The 19,990-nt window shown below is 48.9% G+C and carries 16 protein-coding genes; 11 read left to right on the top strand and 5 right to left on the bottom strand.

All coding sequences use genetic code 11. From position 1 onward, the window contains the following. Positions 1-10: 10 nt before the first annotated feature. Genes ESB13_RS05035 through hutU form a run of 3 tightly spaced genes read left to right on the top strand, consistent with a single transcriptional unit; the run spans position 11 to position 3,698 of the window. A complete protein-coding gene (locus ESB13_RS05035) occupies positions 11-520 on the top strand; it encodes a MarR family winged helix-turn-helix transcriptional regulator (RefSeq protein WP_129001928.1) in 510 nt (169 codons plus the stop codon). After that, positions 510-2,036 carry a histidine ammonia-lyase gene (gene hutH / locus ESB13_RS05030; RefSeq protein ID WP_129001927.1) on the top strand — a complete coding sequence of 509 codons (1,527 nt, stop codon included), beginning with the start codon at positions 510-512 and terminating at the stop codon, positions 2,034-2,036. The genes ESB13_RS05035 and hutH overlap by 11 nt, the downstream gene beginning before the upstream one ends. A gap of 12 nt (positions 2,037-2,048) precedes the next feature. Continuing rightward, complete coding sequence (gene hutU, locus ESB13_RS05025) at positions 2,049-3,698, top strand: urocanate hydratase (RefSeq protein WP_129001926.1); 1,650 nt, start codon at positions 2,049-2,051, stop codon at positions 3,696-3,698. Here hutU and ESB13_RS05020 read toward each other — a convergent pair whose 3' ends face one another. From ESB13_RS05020 to ESB13_RS05010, 3 genes are all read right to left on the bottom strand, one after another. Next, a complete protein-coding gene (locus tag ESB13_RS05020; RefSeq protein WP_129001925.1) occupies positions 3,699-4,538 on the bottom strand; it encodes an SDR family NAD(P)-dependent oxidoreductase in 840 nt (279 codons plus the stop codon). A gap of 144 nt (positions 4,539-4,682) precedes the next feature. After that, complete coding sequence (locus ESB13_RS05015) at positions 4,683-5,432, bottom strand: lysophospholipid acyltransferase family protein (protein WP_129001924.1); 750 nt, start codon at positions 5,430-5,432, stop codon at positions 4,683-4,685. A 234-nt stretch (positions 5,433-5,666) separates the two neighbouring features. After that, positions 5,667-7,913 carry a patatin-like phospholipase family protein gene (locus ESB13_RS05010; RefSeq protein ID WP_129001923.1) on the bottom strand — a complete coding sequence of 749 codons (2,247 nt, stop codon included), beginning with the start codon at positions 7,911-7,913 and terminating at the stop codon, positions 5,667-5,669. Positions 7,914-7,986: 73 nt separating this feature from the next. On the opposite strand from ESB13_RS05010, the gene hutI reads away from it, so the two are divergent. The 3 genes from hutI to ESB13_RS04995 all read left to right on the top strand — a co-directional run bounded on the left by hutI (position 7,987) and on the right by ESB13_RS04995 (position 12,427). Continuing rightward, positions 7,987-9,222, top strand: coding sequence for an imidazolonepropionase (hutI, locus tag ESB13_RS05005; protein ID WP_129001922.1), 1,236 nt, complete (start codon positions 7,987-7,989; stop codon positions 9,220-9,222). A 19-nt stretch (positions 9,223-9,241) separates the two neighbouring features. Continuing rightward, positions 9,242-11,227 (top strand): site-specific recombinase, encoded by a 1,986-nt coding sequence (locus tag ESB13_RS05000; protein ID WP_129001921.1) that lies wholly within the window; start codon positions 9,242-9,244, stop codon positions 11,225-11,227. Between the two features lie 135 nt (positions 11,228-11,362). Continuing rightward, positions 11,363-12,427: a formimidoylglutamase gene (locus tag ESB13_RS04995; protein ID WP_164974096.1), complete on the top strand. Its 1,065-nt coding sequence runs from the start codon at positions 11,363-11,365 to the stop codon at positions 12,425-12,427. A 61-nt stretch (positions 12,428-12,488) separates the two neighbouring features. On the opposite strand, the gene abc-f is transcribed toward ESB13_RS04995, so the two are convergent. Then, positions 12,489-14,432, bottom strand: a complete 1,944-nt coding sequence (abc-f, locus tag ESB13_RS04990) for a ribosomal protection-like ABC-F family protein (protein ID WP_129001920.1) — start codon at positions 14,430-14,432, stop codon at positions 12,489-12,491. 78 nt (positions 14,433-14,510) lie between these two features. Between abc-f and ESB13_RS04985 the strand changes: the two genes are divergently transcribed. Further along, positions 14,511-15,122 carry a DUF3347 domain-containing protein gene (locus ESB13_RS04985; protein ID WP_129001919.1) on the top strand — a complete coding sequence of 204 codons (612 nt, stop codon included), beginning with the start codon at positions 14,511-14,513 and terminating at the stop codon, positions 15,120-15,122. 275 nt (positions 15,123-15,397) lie between these two features. Here ESB13_RS04985 and ESB13_RS04980 read toward each other — a convergent pair whose 3' ends face one another. After that, complete coding sequence (locus ESB13_RS04980) at positions 15,398-16,429, bottom strand: hypothetical protein (RefSeq protein WP_129001918.1); 1,032 nt, start codon at positions 16,427-16,429, stop codon at positions 15,398-15,400. Positions 16,430-16,510: 81 nt separating this feature from the next. On the opposite strand from ESB13_RS04980, the gene thrS reads away from it, so the two are divergent. The 4 genes from thrS to rplT all read left to right on the top strand — a co-directional run bounded on the left by thrS (position 16,511) and on the right by rplT (position 19,865). Then, positions 16,511-18,442 (top strand): threonine--tRNA ligase, encoded by a 1,932-nt coding sequence (gene thrS, locus ESB13_RS04975; RefSeq protein WP_129001917.1) that lies wholly within the window; start codon positions 16,511-16,513, stop codon positions 18,440-18,442. Between the two features lie 47 nt (positions 18,443-18,489). Beyond that, complete coding sequence (infC, locus tag ESB13_RS04970) at positions 18,490-19,068, top strand: translation initiation factor IF-3 (protein WP_129001916.1); 579 nt, start codon at positions 18,490-18,492, stop codon at positions 19,066-19,068. Positions 19,069-19,270: 202 nt separating this feature from the next. Continuing rightward, positions 19,271-19,468 (top strand): 50S ribosomal protein L35, encoded by a 198-nt coding sequence (gene rpmI / locus ESB13_RS04965; RefSeq protein WP_129001915.1) that lies wholly within the window; start codon positions 19,271-19,273, stop codon positions 19,466-19,468. Between the two features lie 52 nt (positions 19,469-19,520). Further along, on the top strand, positions 19,521-19,865 hold the full coding sequence (gene rplT, locus ESB13_RS04960) for a 50S ribosomal protein L20 (protein ID WP_129001914.1): 345 nt from the start codon (positions 19,521-19,523) through the stop codon (positions 19,863-19,865). The last annotated feature ends 125 nt before the right edge of the window (positions 19,866-19,990 follow it).

Raw genomic sequence — 19,990 nt, 5'->3', positions numbered from 1 at the left:
TATATTTTCTATGAACTTCTATCAGTCACTGGGATTCCTTGTATTTGGCAGCCGGCTTAAAAGGTTGGGAGATACCTTTCTGGGCGATGTGAGCGCCATCTATAAAGCCCACCAGATTCCTTTCGACGCTTCCTGGTTTCCTGTATTCTATCTTCTCTCTCGTGAAAAAGAGGTAAGCATAAAAGATATCGCAGAAACGCTCAATACCTCGCATTCCGCTGCCAGCCAGATGGTGAGTAACCTGGAAGAAAAAGGCCTTATCAAAACAACTGCATCGGCATCGGATGCCCGCCGTAAAGTGGTCACCTTCACCTCAAAAGGCAGTAAGCTGTTACAGAAGATCCAGCCCGTTTGGGAAGCCCTGCAGCAGGCTATGCAACAACTGGCGCACGAAAGCGCCGCCAGCGCACAGGTGCTTACAGCATTAACGGAATTGGAAAATAATATCCAGGCAAACTCCCTGTTCAATAGGGTAGAAGCCTGCCTAACAAAAAAGGAAAGTCAACAAAATGAGCTATAACTACCTGCCTTTAGACAGCAAATGGTTAAGTTTTAACCAGGTAAAAGACTTGCTGGATTACCATCAGCTGGTTTCTGTCACATTCGACGCCCATGAGAAAATTGCAGCCTGCCGCGCTTATCTCGATCAGAAAATGGATGAGCCCGGGGCGCTCTATTATGGCATCAATACCGGGTTCGGATTCCTGCAACACGTTAAAATCGACAAGGACCAGATTGAACAGCTCCAGGATAACCTCATTAAATCGCACGCCTGCGGACTCGGAGAAGAGGTGCCCCACGATATTGTGAAGCTGATGATCATGCTCAAGATAAAGTCGCTCAGCTATGGCCACAGCGGCGTTCAGGTCGATACGGTGAAGCGGCTGATGGAAATGTATAACAAAGGTGTCTTGCCCGTGATCTATACCCAGGGCTCACTCGGTGCCTCAGGCGATCTTGCCCCTTTAAGTCATTTAAGCCTGCCGTTGATAGGTTTGGGCGAAGTGTATTACCAGGGAAAGAAACGCCTTGCTCAGGAGGTGCTCAAAGAACTGGGATGGGAACCTATTCACCTGCAAAGCAAAGAAGGCCTGGCATTGATCAACGGCACTCAGTTCATGAGCGCCTATGGTATGTACTGCCTGAAAAAGGCCGAACACCTGCTTAAAATGGCCGACCTCATCACAGCGCTGTCTTTTGATGCCTTTGACTGCATTAAAGGACCGCTCCATCCCTTTATTCATGAGATCCGCCCGCATAAAGGACAGGTAGCTACCGCGCGCGCCATCAGGCAATACCTCGCGCAGAGCGAGATCGGCGACCAGCCTAAGAAACAGGTGCAGGATCCTTATAGCTTCCGCTGTGTGCCACAGGTACACGGTGCCTCCAAAGATGTTTTCGACACGGTACTACAGGTCTTTATGACGGAAATTAATTCCGTGACCGATAACCCTAATATCTTCCCGCACGACGACCTGATTGTTAGCGGCGGCAACTTCCACGGACAGCCGCTTGCCCTGCATCTCGACTTCCTGTCCATCGCCATGAGTGAACTGGGAAATATCAGCGAACGCAGAACCTACCAGCTTATCAGCGGTCAGCGCAATCTGCCTTTGTTCCTCGTAAAAGAAGCAGGCCTCAACAGCGGCTTTATGATCCCGCAATACACAGCCGCAGGCATTGTGAGCGAGAATAAACAACTCTGTACGCCAGCCAGTGTTGATAGCATCTCTTCCTCCAACAACCAGGAAGACCACGTAAGCATGGGGGCCAACGCCGCAACAAAATGTTTGCGTGTCATGAATAATGTTGAAAAACTATTGGCGATAGAACTTATGAGTGCCGCACAGGCATTGGATTTCAGGAGACCTTTAAAAACTTCTCCTGTTCTCGAAGAACTATATGCTGCCTTCCGCCAGGTGGTTTCATTCAATGAAGTGGATCGTGTGTTACACAACGATATGGTGAATTCCATTGAATTCCTCCGCAACTGGAAAGCCGCTTCCAATGAGATCATTTATCCTAAAACTGCTTAAAACCTTATCATTATGGCAACTTACGATGCATTGAAATATAAAACCCCTACAGGTACAACGCTCAATTGTAAAGGATGGCTTCAGGAAGCAGCGCTGCGCATGCTCCTGAACAACCTCGACCCCGCCGTTGCGGAAAAACCGGAAGAACTTATTGTCTACGGAGGCCGTGGTAAAGCCGCCCGCAATCTCGAAGCGCTTGATAATATCATCGCAGCGCTGAAAGTCCTGGAAAACGATGAAACCCTGCTTATCCAGAGCGGTAAACCCGTTGGCATCCTCAAAACGCATCCCGATACGCCCAGGGTGCTTATCAGCAATTCTCAGCTGGTGCCGCAATGGGCCAACTGGGAGCATTTCGATGAGCTAGAGAAAAAAGGACTTATCATGTACGGCCAGATGACTGCCGGCTCCTGGATTTACATAGGATCCCAGGGCATCGTACAAGGCACTTATGAAACCTTTGCAGCCGTAGCCCGCAAACACTTCGGCGGCACGCTTAAAGGCACTCTCAGCGTAACCGCCGGCCTCGGAGGAATGGGCGGCGCTCAGCCACTGTCGGTAACCATGAACGAAGGCGTTTGCCTGGTGGCCGAAGTTGAGGAATGGCGTATCGATAAACGCTTGGAAACAAAATACCTCGACCTTAAGTTCTCCGACCTCGATCAGGCGATCGATGCGGCGCTGGAAGCCAAAGCAGCAGGCAAAGCGGTAAGCATTGGCGTACTGGCAAATGCAGTTCATTTATTACAAAGACTAAAAGACCGGAACATAAAGGTAGATGTCTTAACCGACCAGACTTCTGCACATGACCCGCTGGTAGGTTATATCCCGCATACCTTAACGAATGAGCAGGCAACGGCATTAAGAACATCCGATAAATCAAAATATCTCTCCCTGGCGTACGATAGTATGAAGCTGCATGTACAACTGATGCTCGATTTGCAGGCAGCAGGCGCCATCACTTTCGATTACGGCAACAACCTGCGCGCCCGCGCCAAAGAATACGGATTGGCGAATGCTTTTAACTTCCCCGGTTTTGTGCCTGCCTATATCCGCCCGCTGTTTTGCGAAGGGAAAGGCCCGTTCCGCTGGGCTGCCTTAAGCGGCGACCCCGCCGATATCGCTGCAACCGACGAGGTCATAGCAAACCTCTTCCCCCAAAACGAAAGCCTGCAACGCTGGCTCAAGCTCGCCAAAGAAAAGATCTCCTTCCAGGGACTGCCCGCAAGAATATGCTGGTTAGGACTGGGTGAGCGCGAGAAAGCCGGGCTGGCATTCAATGAACTGGTGCGCTCCGGCAAAGTAAAAGCACCTATCGTTATTGGCCGCGATCACCTCGACACCGGCTCTGTTGCTTCCCCCAACCGCGAAACGGAAGCCATGCTCGATGGCAGCGATGCTGTTGCCGATTGGCCGATCTTGAATGCCCTGGTAAACACGGCCGGCGGAGCAAGCTGGGTAAGCCTTCACCACGGCGGCGGTGTTGGCATGGGTTACAGCATCCACGCCGGCATGGTGATCGTTGCCGATGGCACCGATGCTGCTGCTGCACGTCTCAGCCGCGTCCTGCACAACGACCCCGCCACAGGCGTTATCCGTCATGCCGATGCAGGTTACGAACAGGCAAAAGCAACGGCGCATGCGTTCAAACTTGATAAATAGTTATACCGTGAGTTGAGTAGAGCAGGTTAATGCTTTCCAGTTGTTCAGACCTTCCTGTAAGGTCGCTATTTTGGCAGTAGCCCTGCTCCAGGCATCCTCACCTAAAAACAATACGACGGGTGGTTCAGGTAAAGCTGCAAGTTCCATAAAAACAGCAGCAGCTTTATCCGGATCACCTGTTTGCTTACCATCCATAGATCGGTAACGGGCGTGTGAAGCGCTTACCTCGGTGTAATCTTTTATCTGGTGCGCCGCCAATACCAGCGAATCCGATGTCAGAAATTGTGTGCGGAAGGCGCCCGGAGCTACCACTGTTACTTTTATACCAAACTCTTTGACATCCTGTGCAAGCACTTCCGAAAAGCCAATTACAGCCTGCTTGGCGGCCGCATAAACAGCCCACCCCGTAGCACCCGCAAAACCGGCAATAGATGAAATATTGATCAAATGCCCCGAACGCTGCGCACGCAGGTAAGGCATCGCCTTCTGTGCTACGGTCATGGTGCCAAATACATTCACTTCAAAGCTCTGCCTTATCTCCTCCTGGCTTAACTCTTCAATAGTACCGCCTATACCATAGCCGGCATTGTTAACAACCACATCTATTCTGCCGAAAGTATCCACAGCCGCTCTAATAGAGGCTTCAACGGATTGCTCATTGCCCAGATCGGTTGCTACAGGTAAAAACTGGGAACTGGCGTCAATGCCCACTGCTTTGGTTAAAGCGGAAAGTGACCTTGAAGTAGCCACTACTTTATGACCCGCCGCCAGCAGCTTCTGCACCAGCGCCAATCCCAATCCCTTGGATGCGCCTGTTACATACCATACTTTACTGCTCATACGTATTTGATTTTCTATAGCAAAGGTAGTGGCTGCCAAACGCCGCCTCTTGTAACATTCAAACCATTAGCTGCAAAAATCAAACAGTTTCGCTGGCGCAGAACGCACCGGGAGATAATATCGCCTGTTTGCGGAAAATAAGGTTTATGCCTTGCGCATCTGGTCTGCCATCTCGTTTTTCACAGCCTCCTCGGCCTCCTTCAAAACCGCTTCAGGAGTACGCCCCGCCGGTTCAATAGGAGTAAGCACCGTCCAGCTCATCTTTTCCCCGAAACTAAGCGGGAAAGCACCATGCTGCACCAGTTTCCAGGCCCCCTTTATCGCTACAGGCACTACCAGCGCCTCAGGTACTTTTTTTAGGATGGTGGCAGCTCCCGCAACGGCAAACGCACGCATCTCCCCGTTTTTTGAACGGGTGCCTTCCGGAAAGATAACGGCCGACCAGTTCTGATCACGCATCCGCTGCGCCAGCTTTAATATTTCACCTATCGACTGCTTCGGATCTTTGCGATTGATATTCGCAGCCCCGCCATATTTTAAGTTGAAGGATATACTGGGTATGCCCTTTGTTAGTTCTATCTTGGATATGAACTTCGCATGATATTTCCTGAAATGCCAGATCATCGGAGGGATATCATACATGCTCTGGTGATTCGCGATGAACAGTATAGGCCTGCCTTCCGGCAACCGGTGAACATTGGTAAATTTAGCCCTGGTACCCATCAGGTAATAAGTACTTGTCAGAAAGTAATTCAGGATATCTACCGACCGCTTATGCCCGCTATAACCACCCAGCTTCAAACTCAGCCATTGAATAGGATGAAATAACAAAAGGAAAAACCCGAAAAACAAATAATGTATAGGAGAGAAGATATAACCCAGAACTTTTTTCATTGCCGATAATCTATCTGTAAATACCCGTTAAAAAGGCGTAAATGTAGATTACCGTATTCACCTGGGCTATGACTTTTATCATTGCTGAACGCGCAGGCTATCACGCCTCCGGGTTGTTTCTCTTTTCTTTACCATCTCCATTGCTTAGGCATGCTCCGGTAAGGCAGCCATCTATTATCAGGACTGTTTCTCTCTGCTTCCTCAGGCATGCTCCGGCAATGCAGCCATCTATTTCTAAAACGCTATCCCCAGGTTGATATAAGGCCGCAGCTTCCTCGACTGGTCACAATACATCGCACTTATCTCGAGCGGCCCCATCAGGAAATTATAGCCAAATGTGAGCGCATACCCCGTAAGATAACCCGATAGCTGGTATTTGCTGTTGGTATTGATAAAGTCGTGGTACAACAGGTTGGCCCTGCCCGTAAGGAATATGGAGCTATACATCTGGTAACGCACGCCAATCTGTAAAGCCGCCGCGCTGCTGGTATATAATGAGCCCTCTTCAACACCCGCAAAGGTGATCTGGTTCCTTAACTCATTACCGCTAAGCCCGCCAATATAATAGCCATTCAGGAACCCCTGGTGATCATTGAAATTGATACCCGCCTGCACCTGTTGCATCAGCGTGATCTTCCGGCTGATAGGAGTGTAGTTGGAGGCGGAAAGGGAAGTGCGCAGGAAATTGTCGAAGCTGGCGCCTATAGAATCCATGTCGAGCGCGGTGCCACGGTTATAGAAATGGAACCGGGGATTGCTGTTATAAATATAACCCGCCTCTGCATGCAGCTTAAGTCCCTTCCGGGGATAAATATTGTTCGAAAGTGTATTGTAATTAAAGAACAGGTAAGAATTCGTGAAACTGCTGCTGCCCCTGGCTTCCAGGCTCGAAGCCAGGTCGGGGCTATAGCCGAGCACCTCAAAGCGGGTACCCAATCCCAGCGACGCTTTGTTGTTCCATGTCCTGCGTATGTTCAGTTCCGACTTGAAATATTTCTGCCGGTAAATGCCCTCCTGTTTATAGTTGTTGAAAGTGTTGATGTTCACTTGCTCCGCCTGTATCATGGCATTGGCGGAAAAGTTCTTGAATTTGCCGAAATACTGTACATGCTCCCCGCGTATCCGCATGTTCTCACCCACATTCAGCGTTACCATGCTGCGCGAATAAGGGGTAAAGAAATTGCGCGACGTAAGATTCGATAATACGCTGATGCCAGAAAACGAGTTATAGTGAATACCCAGCTTCGCAAACGTAAAAGGATGCTCTTCTATATCGAAGATGATCCTGGCAGTAGTATCCGTTAAAGGCTCCAGGCGGTAAACGATCTTCTGGTAATAGCGTGTACCAAAAGCGGCACGGATATGTTTGGCAAGACTGGCAGCATCATACCATTCACCATGTATAAACTGCATACGGCGCATAAAGAAGGTCTTACCCGTACGCGATAAACCATTCACTTCCGATTCGGTTATTTTAACGGAATGTACCTTCGGTACACAGGGCGCATGGCGTTTATCGGGGCCATAGATCCTGTTCAATGAATCTGCCAGGCGCTTGAACACCGGATACATCTTCCTGCCTACTTCAATGCCTTCGTCGATGATCTCTTTGGAAGAACCAAAGCTGCCGGTTGAATAATCATCGAGGCTATGCCCTATATAAATATCGCAAAGCTGCTTTTCCTTCCTGGTGTCTTCATCTTCCCTGAAAAACGCGATCTGTAATAATACCTGGAAAGCATTGGTGATCTTTTCCTTGCTCAAAAGCGAACCGGATACATTACTGCCTATCACAAAATCAGCCCCCATTTTCTTGGCGTCTCTTACAGGAAAATTACGCACGATGCCGCCATCCACCATCTTCCGGCCCTGGTACTCTACCGCGGTAAATACAGTTGGAATAGCCATACTTGCCCGCACCGCCGATACTATTTCACCATCTTCCATTACTACTGCTTCCCCGTTCGAAATATCAGCCGCCACACACTTGAAACCGCGGGGCAGTTTCGAGAAGTCTTTGATCCGGAATACCGGGAAAAAGAACTCACTGAACTTAAGCCATAGCTCCTGCGACTCCAGCATACCCGAAGGCAAACGGAAAGCATGGTTCACCCAGGGAAGCTCCACCGCAAACTTGTCGTATTCATCCTTTTCATCCATGCCCATGGTGCGCAGCGACGCGGCATTCGATAAAAGCGCATCCCAGTTTATCTTACGCGCTACCTGCTCAATACTGTCGCCACTGTATCCACAGGCATATAAAGCGCCTATGATACTTCCCATACTGGTGCCCGTAACATAATCTATATGCAAACCCGCCGAATCGATAGCTTTTAGTATGCCGATATGCGCAAGCCCCTTGGCGCCGCCGCCGCTTAGTGTAACGCCCAGTTGTGGACGGCCGGTTTTCCTGCCCTGACCCGCTGCCAGCAGGCCAAACAGCAGCAATAGGATGAATAGGGATGTGGATCGCAACTTCATATTCAGAAACCTAAACTAGTCATTTACACGCAAAAAAAGACCGCTGCTGACAAATGCTTTGTAATATTGTTGTATGACAACAGGTGTGATCAAAAATATCGGATGGCTGGTAAATATCCGGGAGCAGTATTCGTTGTTGAAAGGAGCCGCGCTGGCCGGATTACCGGTATTGGCAAACGCCTGGCTGCGTATCCGCGAAGGCCGCATCCTGGAATGGGGACCCATGAACACCCTGCTTGTACACGATAACGAACAGGTATGGGATGCGCAGGGAGGCGCTATCCTGCCCGGGTGGTGCGATAGCCATACCCACATTGTATTTGCCGCCACACGTGAAGAGGAGTTCGTTGATAAAATAAAGGGGCTCAGCTATGCCGGTATCGCCGCCAAAGGCGGAGGTATCCTTAACTCGGCAAGGCGTTTACAATCTACTTCTGAAAATGATCTTTTTAACATGGCCTGGGAAAGGCTGCAACAACTGATGCACCTTGGCACCACCGCCATCGAAATAAAAAGCGGCTACGGGTTAACGGTAGCGGATGAACTTAAAATGTTACGCGTTATCCGCAGGCTGAAAGACACAGCCCCCATTCCGGTAAAAGCTACTTTCCTGGGCGCACATGCATTCCCCGAAGAATATCGCAGCAACCACGAAGCCTATGTCGGTCTCATCATCAGCGAAATGATCCCCGCAATAGCCAAAGAACAACTGGCCGATTATATCGATGCCTTTTGTGAAGAGGGCTTTTTCTCCGCGGAACAAACAGAACGTATTTGCAGGGCGGGTATGCAATACGGCATGTTGCCAAAGATCCATGCCAACCAGCTGCATTTATCTGGCGGCGTTCAAACAGGGGTGAAGCTCGGCGCTATCAGCGTCGATCATCTCGAAACAATGGATCGCCCGGCAATAGAAACGCTCGCAGCTTCAGATACCATCGGAACCTTATTGCCTACCGCCGCCTTCTTCCTGCGTATGGCATTCCAGCCCGCACGCGATTTAATAAGCGCCGGCTGCGCGATAGCGCTGGCAAGCGATTATAACCCGGGCTCCAGCCCCAGCGGTAATATGAACCTGGTAGTAGCAATGAGCTGTATTCAGATGAAGATGCTGCCGGAAGAAGCCATCAACGCCGCCACGCTCAACGGCGCTTACGCCATGCAGCTCCAAAATGAAACGGGAAGTATCACTGCCGGAAAACTGGCTAATCTTATTCTTACACATCCAATACCCTCCATCGCCTACATACCTTACTCATTCGGAACAAACCTCGTTAAAAAGGTGATGGTGCGCGGAACCTGGCTATAAAGAAAAAGGAGGGGAACATATGAAACAAAAGCGAATGGACCTTTTCCGGGATTCACTGGAGAAGAATTTCGAGTTATCATCGCGTAACCGTGAACAATGCCTCGATTTCCTGGTACACCTCTTCAAACAGGTGCGGCCCGGTAAAATGAAAGCAGCATCAAAAGCAGAACTGAACTTACAACGGGTAATAGCACAATTGCACGCCAATCCGCTGCTGCTGCGTAACATGAAAATTGCTGTGGTAACGCAGCTCGCGCATACCAATATCATCAAGACCCTTACCGATAGCGGCATGCTGCTGTCGCGGGGGTTTGTCCAGGAATTCTCTTCCCGGCTGAGCCATAAATTCCTCCCGTCACTACAGGAAGAAGATGATTTCTTATATGTAATAAACAGGGTCTTTTATAAAAAGAACGACTATCTGTGGGTAGAAGCCATCAGCCGCGATACCTGGAAACAGTTTTTCGATACGCTTGGCTTTACCATCGACCAGCAGGATCTTAAATTCAAAGAGCAGCTGGCAGAGGCATTGATCATGCTTTCCTATAAAGTGGCGCATTTGTCGATGGAGCCCGAAGTGCATAAATATCTTCCCGCAGTGCTCGAAGGCGATAACATCTTCATCGTGCAAAACCAACTGGTGAACCAGCTGCAAAACACCCGGGTGCATAACGAATTGAAAAACGTCCTGGAACAATGTGCCGATGTAGCTGAAGAAATAAGGGAGGTCCAGTCCATAAAAGGGGCCAGCCTTTCCTTGAGTTATATGCTGCTTGTTATGCGCTATTGCCTGTCGCGCATGAAGATCCTGGTAGATGCACTGGATAACGACCAGTCCTTTCACACAGGCCGCCTGGTCGATTTCTTCCGCCTGGTAGTGCGCTACGAGAACCGTAAGAACAGCTTGCGAGAACTGTTTTCGCAGAGCTTCGGATATGTGGCTTACCAGATAGCCGAACACAAAGGCAGCAAAGGCGACAAATACATAACGGTCACCCCACGCCAATACTATAAAATGTTGCTGAGCGCCATGGGAGGCGGATTGATAGTCTGCTTTATGGTGGTCGTAAAAAATCTGCTCGGGAGGCTGCACCTGTTGCCGTTATGGCAGGGCGTGGCTTATAGTCTTAACTATAGCATTGGCTTCATCGCAATTGAAGAAACGCATTCTACACTGGCAACCAAACAGCCGGCCTTTACAGCCAGCGCCGTAGCCGGTTCGCTCGACACCCGGAAAAACGAACAGCCGAATCTCTATAATCTTGCGGTAACAGTGGCGCGCGTTACCCGCAGCCAGTTTGCCTCGTTCGCCGGAAACCTGCTGGTGGTGTTCCCCGTAACATGGCTGTTTGCATGGCTCTACCATATAAGCACCGGCCACAAGCTGGCCCAGGGCGCAAAAGCAATGAGCCTGCTGCGCGAACAGCATCCATGGGAAAGCTTTTCTTTACTATATGCCTGCAATACCGGCCTCTTCCTGTTCCTGAGCGGACTGCTTGCCGGGTTTATTCAAAATAAAATGCAATACAGCCGGGTGGCCGACAGACTTATCATGCACCCGGTGTTACGCCTTACTATGACCGCCGGCCGCCGTAAACGGCTTTCCCATTATCTCGAAACGCATGCCGGCAGTCTTGCCGGTAATATCGCACTCGGCTTCCTGCTGGGTATGTCGGGTATCTTCGTAAAGATCCTCGGGATCCCCTTCGATATCAGGCATATCACCATTTCCGCAGGTAACGTGGCGATAGGTACTTACGGACTTGGCTTCGACCAGGTCAGGGGACAATACCTGGCTGTTGTAGTGCTGGGCGTGCTGGGCATAGGCTTCTTCAACTTTTTGGTTAGCTTTTCTCTGGCATTCATCGTAGCTTTGAAATCACGCGGTATCCGCTTGAAAGATTATCCCGAATTTATCAGGATCTTGTGGCGCTATTTTCAAAAATATCCGCTCGATTTCATCAGACCCCGCAGAACCATCGACAAATGGGAAGACGGCAGATAACCAGGAAACGAAGGATTCGGTATGAAAAGTCGCATAAACAGGTATAACAGACAACGACAGCGCTTTCGATAAACCAATAGGATAGAACCGCAGAAACGAAACCGCGGAGTGATAACAACGATTCAAGGTGAAATTATGCAGCATTTTAAAATTTATAACAGGCAGGATATCCTCGCCATCACCCGCATCAGGAAGTTCGAAACCAAGCTGGGTGAATGCGTGCAGGTAGCGGAAAAAGGAAAGACAATAGAAGAGGTGCTGAAGGCAACCAATGCCCCCTTTGTTGTTCTGGGCGTTCCTGAAGATATAGGCGTAAAAGCAAACTATGGCATCGGAGGCGCAGACTCGGCATGGCTGCCCTTTCTGCGTGCGTTCCTGAATATCCAGAGTAATGACTTCTTACAAGGGCAGGAAGTGCTTATCCTCGGCCATTTCGACTTTTATGATATCATCACCATCATAGAAAACAACGCCGGAAGCCCCGATGAAAGAATAGAAGCCTACCGCCACGCCGTAAAAACCATCGACGATGAAGTGGAGCATGTGGTGAAACTGGTGGCGCAACACGGCAAAATACCCATCGTTATCGGTGGCGGACACAACAACGCCTACCCATGTATCAAAGGCGCAGCAAAAGGATTATACCAGGCTGGCATCCTGCCGCTTGCCCAGATCAATGTCATCAATCTCGACGCACACGCCGATTACCGCCCCGCCGAAGGACGCCATAGCGGCAACCCGTTCCGTTATGCCGAAGACGACGGCTATCTCGAAAAATATTGCATCGTAGGCTTACACGAAAACTACCTGCCCCAGAACTCCTGGATGGATCTCGTGAACAACCCCTTCTTTGATCTGGTGACTTATGAAGACATTTTCCTGCGTGGAAAGTATAGTTTTACCGAAGCCGTACTTCACGCCGCAAATTTCACCGAAGGCAACCGCTGCGGGCTCGAACTCGATCTCGACAGCATCGAATCTACCCTCAGCAGCGCGGTTTCCCCTGCCGGCGTCTCCACCCTGCAGGCCCGCCAGTATGTTCATATGGCAGCCCGCGAAACGAGCCCGGCCTACCTCCACATTTGTGAAGGCGCCACTCAGCTGCTCGACGGCCGCAGAAGCGACTCCACAGGTAAACTCATCAGCTACCTGGTTTCCGATTTTGTGAAAGCCTGGGAAAATAAAGAAACGGTACTATAAAAAATAAGAGGCTTTAGGAACACCTAAAGCCTCTCTATCTGTTTTTGCAACCTGTTGTTAGCTATTCCATCTCCATCACCTTCTCGAATAAGGCCTCATACACACGCGTCACTTCAGTGATCTTCTCCTGGACGGTCCGGTATTCCTGCTCCAGTTTAGTGAACTTTTGCTTGTCTGAATAGTTGTCCGGGTTACCCATCGCTTCTTCCAGCTTCGCCTTTTCCGATTGCAGCTGCGCCAGGTCCTTTTCCGCTTTATTGAAATCCTTCTGGATCTTCTGTTGCTCTTTCTTCTGCTCCTGGCTTACAGGTGCTTTGGCAGGAGTGGGGGCCGGTGCCGCTTTCTTTTCAGGAACAGCCTTTCCGCCGCTATTGGCATTCGCCTGCGCCTGCGCCTTTTGTTGCCTGGCCATCCGCTCTTTCCATTCCATATACTCCTTATAAGTACCCTTGAACTCTTTGATCTCGTGATCCACGATCTCCCAGATCTTGTTGGCAGTCTCCGAAATGAAATAACGGTCGTGACTAACGAAGATGATACTGCCTTCGTATTTGTTCAATGCGTTGGCCAGCAGCTCTACGCTGTGCATATCAAGGTGGTTCGTAGGTTCGTCAAGCATCAGGAAATTGGCCTTGCTCACAATTACCTTCGCGAGCGCCACCCTGGCTTTTTCACCACCGCTTAATACTTTGATCCGTTTATCGGTATCGTCACCGCCAAAAAGGAAACAACCCAGCAGTGAACGGAGTTCCAGTTCTGTTTTTCCGCTCCGGCAGGTTTGCATTTCTTCCAGGATGGTATTGTTCAGATCCAGTGCTTCAAGCTGGTGCTGCGCATAAAAACTTTCGTCTACGTTATACCCCCATACGCGCTCGCCGCTGTAAGGCTCGGTGCCGGCAATAATGCGCAGCACGGTAGATTTACCCTTACCGTTGGCGCCGATAAGCGCTATTTTATCACCGCGCTCTATTTCAGCTACGGCATTTTCAATAATGGTATTCTCCCCGAATTTCTTGGTGACGCCTTTCAGCTCAGCCAATACTTTGCCGGGCTGCTTATCTACCTGGAAATTGATCCGGAGGTTCGGACGCTCAATTTCAACCTGGTCTATACGCTCAATTTTATCCAGACGCTTCATGGCGCTTTGCGCAGCCGCAGCCTTACTGGCTTTGGCTTTAAAGCGTTCAATGAAACGCTCCTGCTGACGGATATAATCCTGCTGGTTCTCGTAGGCACGCTGCTGCAGTTCTACACGGATCTCTTTCTCCTGCTCGTAAAACGCGTAGTTGCCGGAATAAATATGCAGCCGCTGCTGGTACAGCTCCACGATCTTATTCACCATACGGTTCAGGAAATATTTATCGTGACTTACAATAACCACGCTGCCCTGGTAATGCTGCAGGTATTTCTCCAGCCACTCGATAGAAGGAAGGTCGAGGTGGTTCGTAGGTTCATCAAGCAGTAACACATCGGGCTGCTGCAATATCATCTTCGCAAGCAGCACACGCATACGCCAGCCCCCGCTGAACTCCTTATACGGACGTTGCAGATCGGTATTGCTGAAACCCAGACCCTGCAATACTTCCTCTGTACGGTGATGAATGGTATAACCACCCAGCACTTCAAGTTCATGCAGTTTGTCGGTATATTGCTCAAGCAGCTTTTCATCGCTGGTAGCTTCCAGCTGATGACCCAGCGTTTCAATCTCTTTCTCCAGTTGTTTGATCCGCTCGAAAGCCCCCATCGCCACCTCCAGGATAGAATCATTGGTGTCGAAACTTAACAGGTCCTGGTGCAGGTAACCAATAGTGGTGTCCCGTCCCTTTTCAACCGTACCAACAGAAGGGGTATATTGTCCTACCAGCAATTTCAGCATAGTGGATTTCCCGGTTCCATTATAGCCTATCAACCCAATCCTTTCTCCCGGATGTATATGCCAGGTGGCTTCCGATACTATTACCCTTGCCCCGAATTCGAAGGTCACATTGTTCAATCCAATTAACATAACTCAATTAAATTGCCGCAAAACTAAAAGAAAAGCGCGTGAAGCGGCTATCTTTATTCTTCAATTAAAAATTCGCGGATGAAAAAGTTAGTATTAATAATTGTAGTAGTGGCGGTTGCCGTAGTAGCCTATTTCTCTTATACCAAAAAATCCGATAAGCCCGAAGCGCCAAAACAGGAAGCTTTGGCCATCAGCAAAAACTCCGCAGCCTTTAATACCGCCTTTAACGATTTGTTAGCTAAATATTATACACTTAAGAATGCATTTGTAGAATGGGATACTGCCCAGGCCAGCGCCGCAGCCAATGCCCTGGCCGCCAGCGTCTCTAAAGTGCCGTTGAACGAGCTGAAAGCCGATTCCGCCATCATCCTCACCGCCCGCTCTTTTTCTGAAGGAATAAACGCTGAAGCGCAGGCCATCGCAGGCGAAAAAACGATCGAGGGCAAAAGACGCTCCTTCAACATCCTGTCCGATAACTTATACAACCTCGCCCGCACTGTTAAATACGACCAGGCAGTGGTGTACCACCAGCATTGCCCCATGGCCTTCAACGACGAAGAAGAAGCTTTCTGGCTCAGCGATAAAAACGTGGTCGAAAATCCTTATCTCGGCAAAAAGCATCCTAAATACAAAGCCGGTATGCTCGAATGCGGCGATGTTCCCGATTCCATCGATTTCAGGGGAAAATAGGAAGGAATAAAAATAGCCCCGGCAAAACCGGGGCTATTTTTATTATTTGATAGTTGACCAAATGCTAAAAAAACAGACTTTTTTAAAGAAGCTCTTGAGAAGCTTTAGAGAAGCTTTAAGGATGCTTTATCGCATCTTCCCCGAAATCGTCCTCTTTTTTAGCAAAAGCCCAATCTTCTTAGCAATTAGTAGCGCCTTTACTTCCAAAATACATCAGCCCATTCCCGTGATATAAGCCTATCCTGGCATTGGCCCCTCTACCTTACATCCATCATCTATTTCTCCTCCTTCCTGTACTCGATCACGATCTTCGCATTTTCCTTCAGATCCGCCGCTACAGACAGCTCATACCTTTTCCCACCCGAGAATATGACCATATAGGCCGAATTGGGAGGAATAGTGCCCAGGTTCTCCGCTACCATTACAAATTCATGAACCGGATCCGCCTCACTGGCAGTAACATTAACGGTAAGCGGGTCGTAAGTAAGTTTCTTCCTGTCTACTACCACTTTGTTGTTATGATAAACAGTAACGGTATCATTATCTATTTCGCCGTTATCGTAAAGCTGGATTTTAATATCGGGAGAATGAGTAATGATCGTTTTCACCAGCTTGTTTTTTCTGGCGCTCAGCACAGGTGGCACCGGAACTGTTTTGCTGGCTTCGGGAGGAGCCTCCGGCATCAGGTCGGCATCATTGTCGTCGCGTTTGCCAATCCTCAACGAATCGGCAGGAGACAATTTTGGTTTAGGTGACGGCAACAACCGTCTGGCTCCGCTATGGGGCAGTAAAGCCGATTCCGCACCCGGTTTAATTCCCTTTTTCCCTTTTACGCCATCCAGCAAAAAGTCTTCCGTCTGGAAATCCGATTCCTTTACCTTTTTAAGATAAACCTTTCCATTGGTGCCCATCATGCCATCCTTCACGCTTACGCTCGAATAAGTGCCTTCAAGATATTCCGTAGCACCTTCTTTGCGATAGGTAAGATAACAGGTCATGATATTCGCCGTTGAATTATCCGACGCACGCAGTTCAAGCATCTTCGTTTCCTTCAGAACAACATTACGCGCCTTGTCCATGAAAATGCCCTGGCACGCTGCTTTCCCGTAAAATACCGTGGTGAGATAAGAATAGGTGACGCCCGATAAAGCTTTGTTATGGTTTTGTTTTATCTGGACTTCGTACTTGTATTGCTGGCTGAAAAGGCCTGCGCCCTGTACAAAATTGCCCCTCCAAATGCCGGTAAGGTCCTGGGCTGTGGCAGCAATGGAAAACAGGGTAAGCAAAAATAAAACCGGGTACCTCATTTTGCAAAATTAAGAGGGAACATTGCATATGCTGATAAAGAAGCGTTAAAAGCTTAAAATCGCTACTTTTGCTTCCCCATTATGATTAATATAACGCTACCAGACGGAGCAGTACGCCAATATGAAGCAGGCGTATCTGCATTAGAAGTCGCCAAATCCATCAGCGAAGGTTTGGCCAGGAAAGTATTGGCCGCGAGTGTCAATGGCCAGGTATGGGATGCTACACGCCCCATTACCGCAGACGCAAATCTGAAACTCCTGACGTGGGACGACACGGATGGCAAATCAACGTTCTGGCACTCTTCAGCACACTTATTGGCCGAAGCAGTGGAAAGCCAATTTCCCGGCGTGAAATTCTGGGTAGGTCCTGCACTCGATAAAGGGTTCTATTACGATATGGACCTGGGCGACCGCAAACTGTCTGAAGAAGACCTGGCTGTACTGGAGAAGAAAATGAATGAACTGGCGAAGAAAAACAACGCCTACATCCGTAAAGAGATCTCCAAAAAAGACGCTATCTCTTACTTCGAAGAAAAAGGTGACGAATACAAACTGGACCTGTTAAGCGGTCTCGATGATGGTAACATCACTTTCTATACCCAGGGCGATTTCACCGATCTCTGCCGTGGACCTCATATCCCGAACACAGGCTTTATCAAGGCAATAAAGCTTACCAATATCGCCGGCGCTTACTGGAAAGGAGATGAAAAGAACAGGCAGCTTACCAGGGTATACGGTGTTACTTTCCCGAACCAGAAAGAACTCGACGAATACCTGGCGATGCTGGAGGAAGCAAAAAAACGCGACCACCGCAAACTTGGTAAAGAACTGGGCATCTTCACCATGGATGACGACGTAGGTGCTGGCCTTCCCCTGTGGATGCCCAACGGTACCATCATCATCGAAGAGCTCGAAAAACTGGCCAAGGAAACAGAAGAGGAAGCAGGTTACAAGCGCGTGGTAACACCGCATATCGCCAAAGAAAGCATGTACCTCACCAGCGGACACCTGCCATATTATCAGGACAGTATGTTCCCTGCCATGGAACTCGATGGTACTAAATATTACCTGAAGTCCATGAACTGCCCGCACCACCACAAGATCTTTGCCGCCGAGCACAGAAGCTACCGCGAGTTGCCCCTGCGCCTGGCCGAATACGGTACCTGCTACCGTTACGAGCAAAGTGGTGAGCTGTTTGGACTGATGCGGGTGCGTTGCCTGCACATGAACGATGCGCATATCTATTGTACCAGGGAACAGTTTGCCCAGGAATTCAAGGCGGTGAACGACATGTACATCAAGTACTTCAAGATCTTCGGTATCGATAAATACGTGATGCGTCTTTCCCTGCACGAACCATCCAAACTGGGACAGAAATATATCAACGAACCCGAACTCTGGCTCGAAACAGAGCAGATGGTGCGCGACGTGCTCAACGAAACCGGTACGCCATATATTGAAGTGCCCGATGAAGGCGCTTTCTATGGTCCGAAAATTGATGTGCAGATCTGGAGCGCCATCGGACGCGAATTTACCCTGGCTACCAACCAGGTCGATTTTGCCCAGGGCCGCCGCTTCAAGCTCGAGTTCACCAACAAGGAAAATGCGCTGGAAACGCCTTTGATCATCCACCGTGCGCCGCTGGGTACCCACGAGCGGTTCATCGGGTTCCTGTTAGAGAACTATGCAGGTAAATTCCCGGTATGGCTGTCGCCTTTACAGGTTAAAATACTGCCTATCAGCGACAAGTTCCTGCCTTATGCCCGGGAGGTGATGCAAAAACTGCGCAAAGCCAGGGTAAGGGTGGAAATTGACGACCGCAGCGAGAAGATCGGTAAAAAGATCCGTGAAGCCGAACTGAGCCGCGTTCCGTACATGCTGGTAGTAGGAGAGAAGGAAATGAACGAAGGACAATTGTCGGTTCGCCGCCAGGGCCAGGGCGACCTCGGCAGCCAGTCGGTTGAAGACTTCCTGAATACGATCGTGGAGGAAATTGCGGAAAGAAAGGCATAAAATGATTATTTTAGGGTTGAAAATTATTTTTTACTAAACAACAATTAATGGCTTTACCAAACAGAGGTGGAGGGGGAGGAAGGTTTAATCCCCGTTTTAACAGGCAGCCGGAGCCTGAACATCGTATTAACGATAGAATCCGGGTACCACAGGTTCGCCTTGTTGGCGATAATGTAACTGTGGGCATCTATCCTACTCAAGAAGCACTACGCATAGCCCAGCAACAGGAGCTCGACCTGGTGGAGATCTCTCCCAATGGCGATCCTCCCGTTTGTAAGGTGATTGACTATAAAAAATTCCTCTACGAGAAAAAACGTAAGGAAAAAGAAATGAAAGCCAATGCCAAGCAAAGCGAGGTGAAAGAGATCCGCTTTACGCCTGGTACGGATGATCATGACTTTGATTTCAAATCAAAACATGCCGAAAAATTCCTGAAAGACGGTAACAAGGTAAAAGCCTATGTGCAGTTTAAAGGACGCGCGATCATGTTTAAAGACCGTGGCGAATTGTTGCTGCTGAAGTTTGCAGAACGTTTAACCGAAGCGGGTGTGCTCGAAGGTATGCCCAAGATGGAAGGCAAACGGATGCTCGTGATGTTTGCGCCTAAAGGCCAGAAAAAGAAATAGTTATAGTCTTTAGTAAAAATACGGAAAGTCAAAAAGCGCCTTTTTGCGCGCTTTTTGACTTTTTTGTATCCTAAGTTTTGTTTTTCCACTTTTATACCTACCTTTGCAAACCCTAAAAAAGGGAAACATTACCCATATGGCTCTACAAGTGTCCCGTCTGTTCGGGAACGCCGGCAGGGTGTAATCGTCGCAGATTATTAATATGCCAAAGGTTAAAACCAACTCAAGCGCAAAAAAGCGTTTTAAGGTGACAGGTTCAGGAGAAATCACCTTCCAGAAGTCTTTCAAACGTCACATCCTTACCAAAAAATCTAAAAAACGTAAGCGCGCGCTCCGTGTAAGCGGTATCGTAGCTCCTGCCAACAAAGATTTTGTACAACGTTTATTACGTTTGAAATAATCCCCATTTTATAATTCCAGTTACCGTTCGCCGGTAATTCAAATTTATACTTATGCCACGTTCAGTAAATGCTGTAGCATCAAGGGCCAGAAGGAAGAGGATCCTGAAGCAAGCAAAAGGTTTTTATGGTAAACGCAAAAACGTTTATACAGTAGCGAAAAATATCGTAGAAAAAGGGATGACCTACAGCTATGTAGGCCGTAAACTTAAAAAACGCGAATACCGCCAGCTGTGGATCGCCCGTATTAACGCCGCTGTAAGAGCCGAAGGCCTCACTTATAGCCGCTTCATCGACAAATTGAACAAAAAAGGAATCGAACTGAACCGCAAAGTCCTGGCCGACCTCGCTATGAACGAGCCCGCCAGCTTCAAAGCGCTCATCGACTCTGTAAAATAATTGTTATCAAAACAATAGGAAACCGGGACTTTTTGTGGCCCGGTTTTTTTATGTCTATAATATCTGCAAAAAACTATTTTTGCACCGTTATTTTAATTACTTACTAAAAGTATAACGCACCCGGG

The sequence above is a fragment of the Filimonas effusa genome (assembly GCF_004118675.1).
Classification (GTDB): domain Bacteria; phylum Bacteroidota; class Bacteroidia; order Chitinophagales; family Chitinophagaceae; genus Filimonas; species Filimonas effusa.
The sequence above is the reverse complement of the archived record's forward strand: the minus strand, read 5'-3'. Positions and strand labels throughout refer to the sequence as shown.